Annotated in this window: 12 protein-coding genes and 1 tRNA gene; 6 read left to right on the forward strand and 7 right to left on the reverse strand. The window is 59.9% G+C overall.

What is annotated here, in order from left to right:
* Nucleotides 1-390 precede the first annotated feature (390 nt).
* The 6 genes from gcvH (at nt 391) to KW838_RS06165 (ending at nt 7581) form a co-directional block, all read left to right on the forward strand.
* Nucleotides 391-774: a glycine cleavage system protein GcvH gene (gcvH, locus tag KW838_RS06140; protein ID WP_007977291.1), complete on the forward strand. Its 384-nt coding sequence runs from the start codon at nt 391-393 to the stop codon at nt 772-774.
* Between the two features lie 11 nt (nt 775-785).
* A complete protein-coding gene (gene gcvP / locus KW838_RS06145) occupies nt 786-3638 on the forward strand; it encodes an aminomethyl-transferring glycine dehydrogenase (protein WP_218500699.1) in 2853 nt (950 codons plus the stop codon).
* A 205-nt stretch (nt 3639-3843) separates the two neighbouring features.
* Nucleotides 3844-5220: an L-serine ammonia-lyase gene (locus KW838_RS06150; RefSeq protein WP_015096592.1), complete on the forward strand. Its 1377-nt coding sequence runs from the start codon at nt 3844-3846 to the stop codon at nt 5218-5220.
* 36 nt (nt 5221-5256) lie between these two features.
* On the forward strand, nt 5257-6381 hold the full coding sequence (gcvT, locus tag KW838_RS06155) for a glycine cleavage system aminomethyltransferase GcvT (protein WP_218500700.1): 1125 nt from the start codon (nt 5257-5259) through the stop codon (nt 6379-6381).
* Nucleotides 6382-6784: 403 nt separating this feature from the next.
* Complete coding sequence (locus KW838_RS06160; RefSeq protein WP_007977299.1) at nt 6785-6997, forward strand: cold-shock protein; 213 nt, start codon at nt 6785-6787, stop codon at nt 6995-6997.
* Between the two features lie 95 nt (nt 6998-7092).
* Nucleotides 7093-7581 carry an RDD family protein gene (locus KW838_RS06165; protein ID WP_218500701.1) on the forward strand — a complete coding sequence of 163 codons (489 nt, stop codon included), beginning with the start codon at nt 7093-7095 and terminating at the stop codon, nt 7579-7581.
* A gap of 135 nt (nt 7582-7716) precedes the next feature.
* Here KW838_RS06165 and nadA read toward each other — a convergent pair whose 3' ends face one another.
* From nadA to tolB, 7 genes are all read right to left on the reverse strand, one after another.
* Nucleotides 7717-8775: a quinolinate synthase NadA gene (nadA, locus tag KW838_RS06170; protein WP_007995624.1), complete on the reverse strand. Its 1059-nt coding sequence runs from the start codon at nt 8773-8775 to the stop codon at nt 7717-7719.
* A gap of 270 nt (nt 8776-9045) precedes the next feature.
* Nucleotides 9046-9121: transfer RNA gene (locus KW838_RS06175), tRNA-Lys, on the reverse strand.
* Between the two features lie 62 nt (nt 9122-9183).
* The gene (gene queC / locus KW838_RS06180; RefSeq protein WP_218500702.1) at nt 9184-9876 is read right to left on the reverse strand and encodes a 7-cyano-7-deazaguanine synthase QueC; all 693 of its coding nucleotides are present in this window, start codon (nt 9874-9876) and stop codon (nt 9184-9186) included.
* A gap of 1 nt (nt 9877) precedes the next feature.
* On the reverse strand, nt 9878-10525 hold the full coding sequence (queE, locus tag KW838_RS06185; RefSeq protein ID WP_007977310.1) for a 7-carboxy-7-deazaguanine synthase QueE: 648 nt from the start codon (nt 10523-10525) through the stop codon (nt 9878-9880).
* Between the two features lie 166 nt (nt 10526-10691).
* The gene (ybgF, locus tag KW838_RS06190; RefSeq protein WP_102698372.1) at nt 10692-11531 is read right to left on the reverse strand and encodes a tol-pal system protein YbgF; all 840 of its coding nucleotides are present in this window, start codon (nt 11529-11531) and stop codon (nt 10692-10694) included.
* A gap of 6 nt (nt 11532-11537) precedes the next feature.
* On the reverse strand, nt 11538-12035 hold the full coding sequence (gene pal / locus KW838_RS06195) for a peptidoglycan-associated lipoprotein Pal (protein WP_003178634.1): 498 nt from the start codon (nt 12033-12035) through the stop codon (nt 11538-11540).
* A 52-nt stretch (nt 12036-12087) separates the two neighbouring features.
* Complete coding sequence (gene tolB / locus KW838_RS06200) at nt 12088-13368, reverse strand: Tol-Pal system beta propeller repeat protein TolB (protein WP_256358771.1); 1281 nt, start codon at nt 13366-13368, stop codon at nt 12088-12090.
* Nucleotides 13369-13382 lie beyond the last annotated feature (14 nt).

The raw sequence follows: 13382 nt of genomic DNA on the forward strand, positions 1-13382 counted from the left end.
TTGCGGAGTCACATTCAACAAAAATGTCGCCTGACACGCCCTCATCGCGAGCAAGCTCGCTCCCACAATTTTTTGTGTTCGACATGAAACCGCGCCAAAAACGACCTCCATCTGTACTGAAAGCGCTACAGCGGAACGATATCGCTACACCCCTCTCCGATCACGGCTGTGCAAGGCTTTGATCCACCTCGGCTTTTATCATTGACATATGCCGTATCGATTTCGCTACAACGAATGAATTTCAGCCTTTGTCAAAACCGCCTAAATCATTGATCAATAACAACAAAAACAACGTTGGCCGCGTTCTTGCTATGTAGTTCTCCATAACCAGGGCATCGCCCAAGCATTCAATCGCGTCCACCAGACGAGTCTGGCCCCTTAGGAGTTTCCATGAGCGAGTTGCGTTTTACTGAAGATCACGAATGGCTGCGCACCGAAGCTGACGGCAGCGTCACGGTCGGCATCACCGCTTTCGCACAGAACGCCCTGGGCGACGTGGTTTTCGTTCAACTGCCTGAGCTGCAGTCCTACGACAAAGGCGCCGAAGCCGCCACCGTGGAATCGGTAAAGGCTGCCAGCGGCGTGTACATGCCATTGGACGGCGAAGTGCTGGAAGTGAACCCGGCGCTGGACAGCAGCCCTGAACTGGTCAACGAAGATCCGCTGGGCGAAGGCTGGTTCTTCCGTTTCAAACCTGCCGATGCCTCCGCTGTCGGCCAACTGCTGGACCAGGACGCCTACGACCGCCTGATCAAAGCCCAAGCCGAAGCCTGAGGAGCACTGACATGACCCAGATCAATCTGACCACTGCCAACGAATTCATCGCCCGTCACATCGGCCCGCGTGCCGGCGACGAGCAAGCCATGCTCAACAGCCTCGGCTTCGACTCCCTGGAAGCCCTGAGCGCCAGCGTGATTCCCGACAGCATCAAGGGCACCAGCGTCCTCGGCCTGGAAGACGGCTTGAGCGAAGCCGATGCCCTGGCCCTGATCAAGTCCATCGCGAGCAAAAACCAGCTGTTCAAGACCTTCATCGGCCAGGGTTACTACGGCACCCACACGCCGTCGCCGATCCTGCGCAACCTGCTGGAAAACCCGGCCTGGTACACCGCCTACACCCCGTACCAGCCAGAAATCTCCCAGGGCCGTCTCGAAGCGCTGCTGAACTTCCAGACCCTGATCAGCGACCTCACCGGCCTGCCGATCGCCAACGCCTCGCTGCTCGACGAAGCCACCGCCGCTGCCGAAGCCATGACCTTCTGCAAACGCCTGAGCAAGAACAAAGGCAGCCACCAATTCTTCGCCTCCGTGCATTGCCACCCGCAGACCCTCGACGTCCTGCGCACCCGTGCCGAGCCTCTGGGCATCGACGTGGTGGTTGGCGACGAGCGTGAACTGACCGACGTGACGCCGTTCTTCGGCGCCCTGCTGCAATACCCGGCAAGCAACGGTGACGTGTTCGATTACCGCGAGCTGACCGAACGCTTCCATGCTGCCAACGCCCTGGTCGCCGTGGCGGCCGACCTGCTGGCTCTGACCGTGCTGACCGCACCGGGCGAATTCGGTGCCGACGTGGCCATCGGCAGCGCACAGCGCTTCGGCGTGCCGCTGGGCTTCGGTGGCCCGCACGCGGCCTACTTCTCCACCAAGGATGCCTTCAAGCGTGACATGCCGGGCCGCCTGGTCGGTGTTTCCGTAGACCGTTTCGGCAACCCGGCCCTGCGTTTGGCCATGCAGACCCGCGAACAACACATCCGTCGCGAGAAGGCCACGTCGAACATCTGCACCGCGCAAGTGCTGCTGGCCAACATCGCCAGCATGTACGCCGTGTACCACGGTCCGAAAGGCCTGACGCAGATCGCCAATCGCGTGCACCACCTGACTGCGATCCTGGCCAAAGGCTTGAGCGCATTGGGTCTGAACGTCGAGCAAGCGAACTTCTTCGACACCCTGACCGTGAAGACCGGCGCTCAAACCGCCGCCCTGCACGACAAGGCGCACGCCCAGCGCATCAACCTGCGCGTGATCGATGGCGAACGCCTGGGCCTGTCCATGGACGAAACCACCACTCAGGCCGACGTTGAAACCCTGTGGAGCCTGCTGTCCGACGGCAAGGCCCTGCCGGACTTCGCCGCCCTCGCCGCCTCGGTGCAGAGCGCCATCCCGGCCGCGCTGGTACGTCAGTCGCCGATCCTCAGCCACCCGGTGTTCAACCGTTATCACTCGGAAACCGAGCTGATGCGCTACCTGCGCAAACTGGCGGACAAGGACCTGGCGCTGGACCGCACCATGATCCCGCTGGGTTCGTGCACCATGAAACTCAACGCCGCCAGCGAAATGATCCCGGTGACCTGGGCCGAGTTCGGTGCCCTGCACCCGTTCGCCCCGGCCGAGCAAAGCGCCGGTTATCAGCAATTGACCGACGAACTGGAAGCCATGCTGTGCGCTGCGACCGGCTACGACTCGGTTTCGCTGCAACCGAACGCCGGCTCCCAGGGTGAATACGCAGGTCTCCTGGCGATCCGCGCCTACCACCAGAGCCGTGGCGAAGACCGCCGCGACATCTGCCTGATCCCGTCGTCGGCCCACGGCACCAACCCGGCCACCGCTCAGATGGCCGGTATGCGTGTGGTTGTGACCGCATGCGATGCCCGTGGCAACGTCGACATCGAAGACCTGCGCGCCAAGGCCATCGAGCACCGCGAGCACCTCGCCGCGCTGATGATCACCTACCCGTCGACCCACGGCGTGTTCGAAGAAGGCATCCGCGAAATCTGCGGCATCGTTCATGACAACGGCGGCCAGGTGTACATCGACGGCGCCAACATGAACGCCATGGTCGGCCTCTGCGCGCCGGGCAAGTTCGGTGGCGATGTGTCGCACCTGAACCTGCACAAGACCTTCTGCATCCCCCACGGCGGTGGCGGCCCGGGCGTCGGCCCGATCGGTGTGAAATCGCACCTGGCGCCGTTCCTGCCGGGCCACGCACAGATGGAGCGCAAGAAAGGCGCCGTTTGCGCGGCACCGTTCGGCAGCGCGAGCATTCTGCCGATCACCTGGATGTACATTCGTATGATGGGTGGTGCGGGCCTCAAGCGTGCTTCGCAGCTGGCGATCCTCAATGCCAACTACATCTCCCGTCGCCTCGAAGAGCACTATCCAGTGCTGTACACCGGCAGCAACGGCCTGGTGGCACATGAGTGCATCCTCGACCTGCGTCCACTGAAAGACAGCAGCGGCATCAGCGTCGATGACGTGGCCAAGCGCCTGATCGATTTCGGCTTCCACGCGCCGACCATGTCGTTCCCGGTAGCCGGCACGCTGATGATCGAGCCGACCGAAAGCGAATCCAAGGAAGAACTGGACCGCTTCTGCGACGCCATGATCCGCATCCGCGAAGAAATCCGCGCGGTGGAAAACGGCACCCTGGACAAGGACGACAACCCGCTGAAAAACGCTCCACACACCGCCAAGGAACTGGTGGGCGAGTGGTCGCACCCGTACAGCCGCGAGCAAGCGGTTTACCCGGTTGCGTCGCTGATCGAAGGCAAGTACTGGCCGCCGGTCGGTCGCGTCGACAACGTGTTTGGCGACCGCAACCTGGTCTGCGCCTGCCCGTCGATCGAAAGCTACGCTTAAACCAATGAGGGGGCGGTTGATCCCGCCCCCCTTTTGCAAAAACACCACAGTCCCCTGTGGGAGCGAGCTTGCTCGCGATAGCGGTCTTTCAGTCGACATCCATGGTGAATGTCAGACCGTCATCGCGAGCAAGCTCGCTCCCACAGTGAATTGCGCCAACCTTCCGATTCCGTGAATTCCTATAACAAGAAACCGGAGAACCACCATGTCGTTAAGCGTGTTCGACCTGTTCAAGATTGGCATCGGCCCCTCCAGCTCCCACACCGTCGGCCCGATGCGCGCCGCTGTGCGTTTCGTCGAAGGCCTGCGCCGTGAAGGGCTGCTGACGGCCACCACCTGCGTCAAGGTCGAGCTGTACGGCTCGCTCGGCGCCACCGGCAAAGGCCACGGCAGTGACAAGGCTGTGCTGCTGGGCCTGGAAGGCGAACACCCGGACACCGTGGATACCGAAACCGTCGCTGCGCGCCTGCAAGAGATTCGCAGCAACGCACGCTTGAACCTGCTCGGCGAACACAGCATCGCGTTCAACGAGAAAGAACACCTGGCGATGATTCGCAAACCCTTGCCCTATCACCCCAACGGCATGATTTTTCGCGCCTTCGACGCGGCGGGTTTGCAGATCCGCAGCCGCGAGTACTACTCGGTCGGCGGCGGTTTCGTGGTCGATGAGGACGCCGCCGGCGCCGACCGCATCGTCGAAGATGCCACGCCCCTGACCTTCCCTTTCAAAAGCGCCAAGGACCTGCTCGCTCATTGCGCCAAATACGGCCTGTCGATCAGCCAGGTGATGTTGACGAATGAAAGCGCCTGGCGCCCGGAAGCGGAAACCCGCGCCGGCCTGCTGAAGATCTGGCAGGTCATGCAGGACTGCGTCGCCGCCGGTTGCCGTAATGAAGGCATCCTGCCCGGTGGCTTGAAGGTCAAGCGCCGGGCGGCAGCGCTGCATCGGCAATTGTGCAGCAACCCTGAATCGTCCTTGCGCGATCCGCTGTCCGTGCTGGACTGGGTCAACCTGTACGCCCTGGCCGTCAACGAAGAAAACGCCAACGGCGGCCGCGTGGTCACGGCCCCCACCAACGGTGCGGCCGGGATCATTCCGGCGGTGCTGCATTACTACATGCGCTTCATCCCCGGCGCGAATGATGACGGGGTGGTGCGCTTTCTGCTCACTGCCGCCGCCATCGGCATTCTGTACAAGGAAAACGCCTCGATTTCCGGCGCCGAAGTCGGCTGTCAGGGTGAAGTCGGCGTCGCCTGCTCGATGGCCGCCGGCGCCTTGTGCGAAGTGCTCGGTGGCAGCGTGCAACAAGTGGAGAACGCCGCGGAAATCGGCATGGAACACAACCTCGGGCTGACCTGCGACCCGATTGGCGGGCTGGTGCAGGTGCCTTGCATCGAGCGCAACGCCATGGGTTCGGTCAAGGCCATCAATGCCGTGCGCATGGCCATGCGCGGCGACGGGCAACACTTCGTCTCCCTCGACAAGGTCATCCGCACCATGCGCCAGACCGGCGCCGACATGAAAAGCAAATACAAGGAAACCGCCCGTGGCGGTTTGGCGGTCAACATTATCGAGTGCTGATGCGCGCTCATCTGCACCCTTCTTCAGGAGCTGAATATGTCCACCGAACAACTGTTGAAAACCCCGTTGCACGCACTGCACATCGAACTCGGCGCGCGCATGGTGCCGTTCGCCGGCTATGACATGCCGGTGCAATACCCGTTGGGCGTGATGAAAGAACACCAGCACACCCGCGACCAGGCCGGGCTGTTCGATGTCTCGCACATGGGCCAGATCCGCCTGACCGGCGCCGATGCCGCCAAGGCCCTGGAAACCCTGGTGCCGGTGGACATCGTCGACCTGCCGGTGGGCATGCAGCGTTACGCGATGTTCACCAATGCGACGGGCGGCATCCTCGATGACCTGATGGTCGCCAACCTGGGCAACGACGAACTGTTCCTGGTGGTCAACGCCGCTTGCAAGGATCAGGACCTGGCCCACCTGCGCAAGCACATCGGTGAGCAGTGCACGATCGAGCCGCTGTTCGAAGAGCGTGCCCTGCTTGCTCTGCAAGGCCCGGCTGCAGTGACGGTACTGGTGCGCCTGGCACCTGAAGTGGCGAAGATGACCTTCATGCAGTTCGCCCGCGTGAAGCTGCTGGGCGTGGACTGTTTTGTCAGCCGCTCGGGCTACACCGGCGAAGACGGTTTCGAAATTTCCGTCCCCGCCGCCAACGCCGAAGCCCTGGCTCGCGCCCTGCTGGCCGAACCGGAAGTGGCCGCAATCGGCCTCGGCGCCCGCGACTCCCTGCGCCTTGAGGCGGGCTTGTGCCTGTACGGGCATGACATGAACACCGAGACCAGCCCGATCGAAGCGAGCCTGCTGTGGGCGATCTCCAAGCCGCGTCGCGCCGATGGCGCTCGGGCCGGCGGCTTCCCTGGCGCCGAAACCGTGTTCGCCCAGCAACAGGCAGGTGTCAGCCGCAAACGCGTCGGCCTGTTACCGCAGGAACGCACGCCGGTGCGCGAGGGTGCCGAGATCGTCAACGAAGCCGGCGACATCATCGGTAGCGTCTGCAGCGGCGGTTTCGGGCCGACCCTGGGCGGCCCGTTGGCCATGGGTTATGTCGACAGCGCCTATATCGCACTGGACACACCCGTCTGGGCGATTGTACGTGGGAAAAAGGTGCCTTTGCTTGTAAGCAAAATGCCATTTGTTCCACAACGCTACTATCGCGGCTGATTGAATGTTCCTATAAGTAACGCGGTTGCGTTAACTGTGCACTAATGTGTAACGCAACCGCCATAAAATAGTGCATTGTTTGGCTCTAAGCTTCGATTATGAACTTTGCTTATAACGATCGAAAACATTTGAACAGCGCTCGCGTATAAGGCCCCACTAGTGGACTGACTTTGCCATCAACCTGAGGAAATACGGGGCCTTCACAGGGCTTGTTTTTTCTCCTGTAGTTGGCGTAGAGTTTGTTCACTGTGTTTGCATGGGTCGCTTGGAATCGTGACCTGGGCAGTAGCCTACAAGTTAGCTACATCCCGTTCGACGTCTTCTTACTCTCCTGCAACCAGCCCCAGTACTCTTTCATGAGAAGGAGACTGTCATTAATTTTTTGCGTCAAAGGAAATAAGAAATGTCCCAACGTCAGAGCGGTACCGTCAAGTGGTTTAACGACGAGAAAGGTTTTGGTTTTATCACTCCTGAAAGCGGTCCGGATCTGTTCGTGCATTTCCGCGCCATCCAGGGCAACGGCTTCAAGAGCCTGAAAGAAGGCCAGAAAGTGACTTTCATCGCCGTGCAGGGCCAGAAAGGCATGCAGGCTGACGAAGTACAAGCAGAAGCCTAATCTTCTGTAACGAAAAAGCCCCTGATGCTGACATCAGGGGCTTTTTTGTGCGCGTAAATCCGTAAAATGGCTTCTTTTTCCGCCGAGAGCCTGCCATGTCGAAACACCTGCTTACTCCCCAGGGCGACTTTCCTGCCGCTGGCCTGGGTCGTCGCCTGGCAGCCATGTTCTATGATTTCCTGCTGTGCACCGCGCTGCTGATCGTCACCAGCGGCATCTACAAGATGATCCAGATGGCGATCATCGGCGAAGAAAGGATGCGTACCCTGACCGAAGCCGGCGCGCTGGACGGCGACCCCCTGCTCTCCACCGTCCTGCTGTTCGTACTGTTCGGCTTCTTCGCCAAATTCTGGACCTGGTCGGGTCAGACCCTGGGCATGCAGGTCTGGTGCATTCGCGTCCAGAACGCCGACGGCTCATCCATCAGCCTGTGGCAGGCGCTGTTGCGCTTTGTGGTGTCGATCGCTTCCTTGCTGTGTGTTGGCCTTGGGTTCTTCTGGTCGCTGTTCGACAAACAGCAACGCAGCTGGCATGACATGTATTCCAACACGCAACTGGTGCGGATTCCGAAGAAGACCAAATAATTTCCCGACGCAGAAACCACTGTGGGAGCGAGCTTGCTCGCGATGGCGTAGTGTCAGTCAATTTCAATGGTGACTGATACGCCGCTATCGCGAGCAAGCTCGCTCCCACATTTTTTTGCGCTTGGTTGAAAGATCTCAGGCGTTCCCGGCCAGTTTCATCCGCGCCGCCTGGGTGAAGTCCAGCATCCGCTTGAGCGGTCGAATCGCCTGCGGGATCAGCGCCGGATCGACAAAGATCTCGTTCGCGCCTTCTTTCAACGCCTTGAGCGTGCGCTCAAGGGTGTTCATGGCCATCCACGGGCAATGTGCACAACTGCGGCACGCCGCACCGTTACCCGCCGTTGGGGCTTCGATAAAGACCTTGTCCGGGCACAGCTGCTGCATCTTGTAGAAGATGCCGCGGTCGGTGGCAACGATCAGCGTCTTGTTCGGCAGGCTCTGAGCCGCCGCGATCAACTGGCTGGTGGAGCCCACGGCGTCGGCCAGCTCAATCACCGAAGTCGGCGACTCTGGGTGCACCAGGATCGCTGCATCCGGGTACAGCGCCTTCATGTCCTCAAGCTGCTTGGACTTGAACTCTTCGTGAACGATGCAGGCACCGTCCCACAGCAGCATGTCGGCACCGGTCTGGCGCTGGATGTAGGTCCCCAGGTGCTTGTCCGGGCCCCAGATGATGGTCTCGCCGTTGTCCATCAGGCTTTCGACGATTTCCAGCGCACAGCTTGAAGTCACCACCCAATCCGCGCGGGCTTTTACCGCAGCGGAAGTATTGGCGTACACCACGACCGTGCGCTCCGGGTGTTGATCGCAGAACGCGGAAAACTCGTCCACCGGACACCCCAGGTCGAGCGAACAGGTCGCTTCGAGGGTCGGCATCAGCACGCGTTTTTCCGGATTGAGGATCTTGGCAGTCTCCCCCATGAACTTCACGCCGGCGACCACCACGGTCTTGGCCGGATGGGCGTTGCCGAAGCGGGCCATCTCCAGCGAGTCGGAGACACAGCCACCCGTCTCTTCGGCCAACGCCTGAATGACAGGGTCACAATAGAAGTGGGCCACCAGTACCGCGTCCTGAGCCTTGAGCTCGGCAGCGATGGCGGCACGGTAGTAAGCCTCTTCATCGGCGGTCAGCGGTTTGGGCTGCTTGGCGTCGAGGTGGGCTTGAACCAGAAGACGTTCGGATATTTGCGTCATGTTCGCAAGACCTGCAAGCGCATTCGCGCGAAAGTCGAGTATACACCCGGCTCCGGACCCTTCAGGGTACCGCCGGGAAAGTGAGTATTCATCAGGCACGGACAGCGTTGAAGCTGCGCAAGGCTACAGAATATCCGACAGATGCAAAAGATGATTCTGACCTGCGCCTTGCGCAGCAGCCCGGAGCGAGGCGGACTTTAATCGCGGGCAAAAAAAAACCCGGAAATCCTCACTTGCGTGGGCCTTCCGGATTTTCTAAACCGCCAAAAATGGTGGGTCGTGTGGGATTCGAACCTACGACCAATTGGTTAAAAGCCAACTGCTCTACCAACTGAGCTAACGACCCGCTGTGTGGTGGCGCGTATAATACTGATTTTTAAGGACTATTCAACACCTATTTTAAAAAAATCAAAAATAAGGTGTTGGATCGCTGATTCCGGCCGCCGCAAAGCCTTCTGCGCGCAGTCGGCAGCTGTCGCATTTGCCGCACGCACGGCCATTATCGTCGGCCTGGTAGCAGGAAACGGTCAGCCCGTAGTTCACGCCAAGCTTAATGCCCGCCTGGACGATCTGCGCCTTGCTGAGGTTTTGCAGCGGCGCCTGGATGCGGAAGCCATTGCCTTCCACGCCGGCTTTGGTCGCCAGGTTGGCCATGCGCTCGAACGATTCGATGAACTCGGGGCGGCAGTCCGGGTAACCGGAGTAATCCACTGCATTGACGCCAATGAAGATGTCCCGCGCACCGAGCACTTCAGCCCAGCCCAGGGCCAGGGACAGGAACACCGTGTTACGCGCAGGCACGTAAGTGACAGGAATGCCCTCACCCAGCTCCTCCGGAATATCGATGCTGCTGTCGGTCAGCGCCGAACCGCCCATGCCGTTCAGGTTCAGGCCGATCACCTTGTGCTCGACCACACCCAGGTCCCGCGCCACGCGCTCGGCGGCGTGCAGTTCGGCGTGAGAGCGCTGACCGTAGTCGAAGCTCATGGTGTAGCAGCTGTAGCCTTCAGCGCGCGCCATGGCTACCACGGTCGCCGAGTCCAGGCCACCGGACAGCAGGATGACCGCCCGTTTTTCAGCGGTGTTGAGTTGTTCAGTCATTTCAGCGCCCCGGCTCGTCATTCCATAGATATTTATGCAGCTGCAATTGCAAACGCACTGGCAGGTTGTCCGCCACCACCCAGTCCGCCAGGTCCCGGGCGTTGAGATCATGGTGGCTTGGCGAAAACAGGACTTCGCCAGCGCGCTGGTCCAGACCGTACTGGATCAACTTGGATACGGACCAGTCATAGTCCTCCCGCGAACAGATGACAAACTTCACCTGATCGTTGGGCGTGAGCAGCTCGATGTTTTCGTAGCGATTGCGGTGCGCTTCTTTCGAACCCGGGGTTTTCAGGTCGACAACGCGACTGACCCGGGAATCTACCGGCGAGATATCGATAGAGCCACTGGTTTCCAGTGACACTTCGTAACCGGCATCGCACAAGCGCTTGAGCAAGGGAATGGCGTTGGGTTGCGCCAGGGGCTCGCCGCCCGTGACACAAACATAACGCGGGCGGAAACCGGCGACCTGCTCGAGGATGTCGTCGAGGGTGCGAATGGTTCCGCCGGTGAACGCGTAGGCGCTGTCGCAGTATTGGCAACGCAACGGACAACCGGTCAGGCGCACAAAAACCGTGGGCAGGCCGGCAGTCCGAGTTTCACCCTGCAACGAGTAGAAAACTTCGGTGATTCTCAATGTGTCTTGCATAGTCGCCACGGGCGTAACAGCTAAACAGGCTGTCCGCCTCCGTCAGGCACTTCAAGGAACCCCGGCAATGCGCAGATCCCAAAAAGCGTGTTTCAGAAAAAGGGGGTGAATTCTAACGAAAAAACCCGCGACAAGCGCGGGTTTCTTTGAAACGGCTCAAGCCGCCTTACATTTTCTGCAGATCACGCTGTGCCAGCTGAGCAGCGGAAGTGCCCGGATACTGGGACACGACCTGCTGCAGAATGCCCTTGACCCGGTCGGTATGACCGAGGCGGCGCTCTACATCAGCGAGCTTGTACAGCGAATCAGGCACCTTGGCGTGCTTGGGATACAGCTGCGAAACCTTGGCAAACGCCTGACCTGCACCTTGCAGATCGCCTTTGGCCAGGTTCACTTCACCCAGCCAGTACTGGGCGTTGCCCGCGTACTGACTGTTCGGGTATTTGCGCAGGAATGCGGCGAAAGCCTGGCTGGCCTTGTCGAAATCCTTGGCCTTGATCAGGTCGAAGGCAGCATCGTAATAGAGCTTTTCCTTCGCCGGATCTGCCGGTTCGCTACCCGCGGCAGGTGCTTGAGCGGCGGCTGCGCCAGCTGCTGCACCTGCGGCTGCACCGGGGGCGTTCGTTTCACCACCGGTGGAAGAATTTTCAGGAGTCGCGGCTGGTGCAACGCCGGTTCCTATGCGCCGATCAAGATCCTGGTATCGCTCCAGGTTTTCCTGCTTCATGCGCGCTACATCATTTTGCAGTTCTTCGATCACACCCTGTTGGCGCGAGATCTGCTCCTGCATTTGTTGCAGTTGGTTGAACAGCTGGCCCTGTGCCGAGACAGGGGTCGAAACCCCTCCCCCGGCATAGGCGCCGTTCGTACCGTAACCTGCAGGCGGATAACTGCTCCCGCTATTGTTATAGCCGGAGTCATTATCGACCACAGGAACCGCAGCCCACGCCGCAAGCGGCGCGAGGCTGAGAGCCAGAACAGTTACAGCACGACGGCACGTTCGCATGACGAATTACTTACGCAGTTCGACACGACGGTTTTGAGCCCAGGACTGCTCGTCGTTGCCGGTAGCAACTGGACGCTCTTCGCCGTAGGAAACCAGTTCCAGCTGAGCTGGGGAAACACCTTGCAGTACCAGGTAGCGCTGAACGGCTTTCGCACGACGCTCGCCCAGTGCCATGTTGTACTCACGAGTACCACGTTCGTCGGTGTTGCCTTCCAGAACAACGCGAGCGCCGTTTGCTTTCAGGTCTTTGGCGTGAACGTCCAGAGCGCGCATGGCTTCTGGCTTCAGGTCCGAGCTGTCGTATTCGAAGTAGAAAGTGGTGATAGCGCGCAGTGCAGCTTCTTCGCTCAGGGAGCCGTCAACTGCACCAGTGTTTGCGCCGTAACCAGCGTTTGGATCTACCGCGCCTTCACCGGCATTGTCGCCGCCTTTGGACGAGCAACCTACAGCTACAGCCATGGCCAGTGCCAGCGCAGCAAATTTACCAAACTTCAGCATTTCCATCGTGAAACTCCTAATGAACCCCAGTGTGTTAAGTAAAACGTATAGCGCCGCGTCAGTTCAGGTAAGGGGACCAGGAAGGTTCTCTGACTTCGCCTTGTGCGGTAGGAAGCGGGAGCCTTACGCGTCCATTGATGGACACGAGCATCAAGACTCCCCGGCCCTGCTGGCGGGTGGCGTAGATTACCATGGTGCCGTTGGGCGCGACAGTAGGCGACTCGTCCAGAGTGCTATCAGTGAGGATTTTTACACTACCGCGCTGCAAATCCTGGGCCGCCACCTTGAAATTGGTGAAGCCATCCTGACGGTGAATCATGACAAGCGTCTTTTCATCAGCCGACAATTTAGGATTGGCGTTGTAGTTACCGACGAAAGTCACGCGTTCGGCACCGCCGCCACCGGCGCTGGTCTTGTAGATCTGCGGTTTGCCGCCACGGTCGGAAGTGAAGTAGATGGTCGAGCCATCCTTGCCCCAGAACGGTTCGGTGTTGATACCAGGACCGTTAGTGACACGGCTGATCTGACGCGAGCCCAGGTTCATCACATAGATGTCCGGGTTGCCGTCCTTGGACAGTACGAACGCCAGGCGATTGCCATCCGGCGACCAGGCAGGTGCACCGTTCAGGCCTTCGAAGTTGGTGATCTGCTCACGGCGACCGGTGTCGATGTTCTGCATGAAGATACGCGGACGCTTCTGCTCGAAGGAGACATAAGCGATGCGCTTGCCATCCGGTGCGAAACGCGGCGACAGGATCGGCTCACGCGATTGCAGCAGGGTCACGGCGCGGGCACCGTCGTAGTCCGAACGCTGCAGGGTGTAGCGAGTGTTGTTCTCGGAGAAACGCTCGGCCGTTACATACAGCAGGCGAGTCGAGAAGGCACCCTTGATACCCGTGAGTTTTTCGAACGACTGGTCAGAGATGTAGTGCGCCATGTCGCGCAACTGATCGACACCGCCCGACACGCTGCCGGTCAGCACTTGCTGCTCGGTGGCTACGTTGAACAGTGCATATTGCACCTGCAGGCGACCGCCCGCCGGAACAATGCTGCCGACCATGACGTACTGGGCACCCAGTGCCTTGAAGTCACGGAAGATGATTTCGCCGGCCTGGCTCGGCTGGCTGATCATGTTCTGCTTTGGAATCGGCGAGTAGTAACCCGAGTTGCGCAAGTCGTTACCGATGATTTCCGCCATGTCGTCCGGCAGCACGCTACCGCCCTGGAAGCCGAACGGTACAACGGCGATCGGGGTCGCCCGATCGCTGCCGCTGGTAACCAGAATGTTTTTCTCATCTGCCATCGCCATCCCTGCCAAGCAGCAGATAGCGACCAGCATTCCTCGAAGAAGGT

The sequence above is a fragment of the Pseudomonas sp. PDM27 genome, from assembly GCF_019219205.1.
Classification (GTDB): domain Bacteria; phylum Pseudomonadota; class Gammaproteobacteria; order Pseudomonadales; family Pseudomonadaceae; genus Aquipseudomonas; species Aquipseudomonas laurylsulfatiphila.

Excerpts from the sequence above, each read along its gene's own strand:
- gcvH (WP_007977291.1), top strand. The coding sequence starts at position 391 with ATGAGCGAGTTGCGTTTTACTGAAGATCACGAATGGCTGCGCACCGAA.
- gcvP (WP_218500699.1), top strand. The coding sequence starts at position 786 with ATGACCCAGATCAATCTGACCACTGCCAACGAATTCATCGCCCGTCAC.
- KW838_RS06150 (WP_015096592.1), top strand. The coding sequence starts at position 3,844 with ATGTCGTTAAGCGTGTTCGACCTGTTCAAGATTGGCATCGGCCCCTCC.
- gcvT (WP_218500700.1), top strand. The coding sequence starts at position 5,257 with ATGTCCACCGAACAACTGTTGAAAACCCCGTTGCACGCACTGCACATC.
- KW838_RS06160 (WP_007977299.1), top strand. The coding sequence starts at position 6,785 with ATGTCCCAACGTCAGAGCGGTACCGTCAAGTGGTTTAACGACGAGAAA.
- KW838_RS06165 (WP_218500701.1), top strand. The coding sequence starts at position 7,093 with ATGTCGAAACACCTGCTTACTCCCCAGGGCGACTTTCCTGCCGCTGGC.
- nadA (WP_007995624.1), bottom strand. The coding sequence starts at position 8,775 with ATGACGCAAATATCCGAACGTCTTCTGGTTCAAGCCCACCTCGACGCC.
- queC (WP_218500702.1), bottom strand. The coding sequence starts at position 9,876 with ATGACTGAACAACTCAACACCGCTGAAAAACGGGCGGTCATCCTGCTG.
- queE (WP_007977310.1), bottom strand. The coding sequence starts at position 10,525 with ATGCAAGACACATTGAGAATCACCGAAGTTTTCTACTCGTTGCAGGGT.
- ybgF (WP_102698372.1), bottom strand. The coding sequence starts at position 11,531 with ATGCGAACGTGCCGTCGTGCTGTAACTGTTCTGGCTCTCAGCCTCGCG.
- pal (WP_003178634.1), bottom strand. The coding sequence starts at position 12,035 with ATGGAAATGCTGAAGTTTGGTAAATTTGCTGCGCTGGCACTGGCCATG.
- tolB (WP_256358771.1), bottom strand. The coding sequence starts at position 13,368 with ATGCTGGTCGCTATCTGCTGCTTGGCAGGGATGGCGATGGCAGATGAG.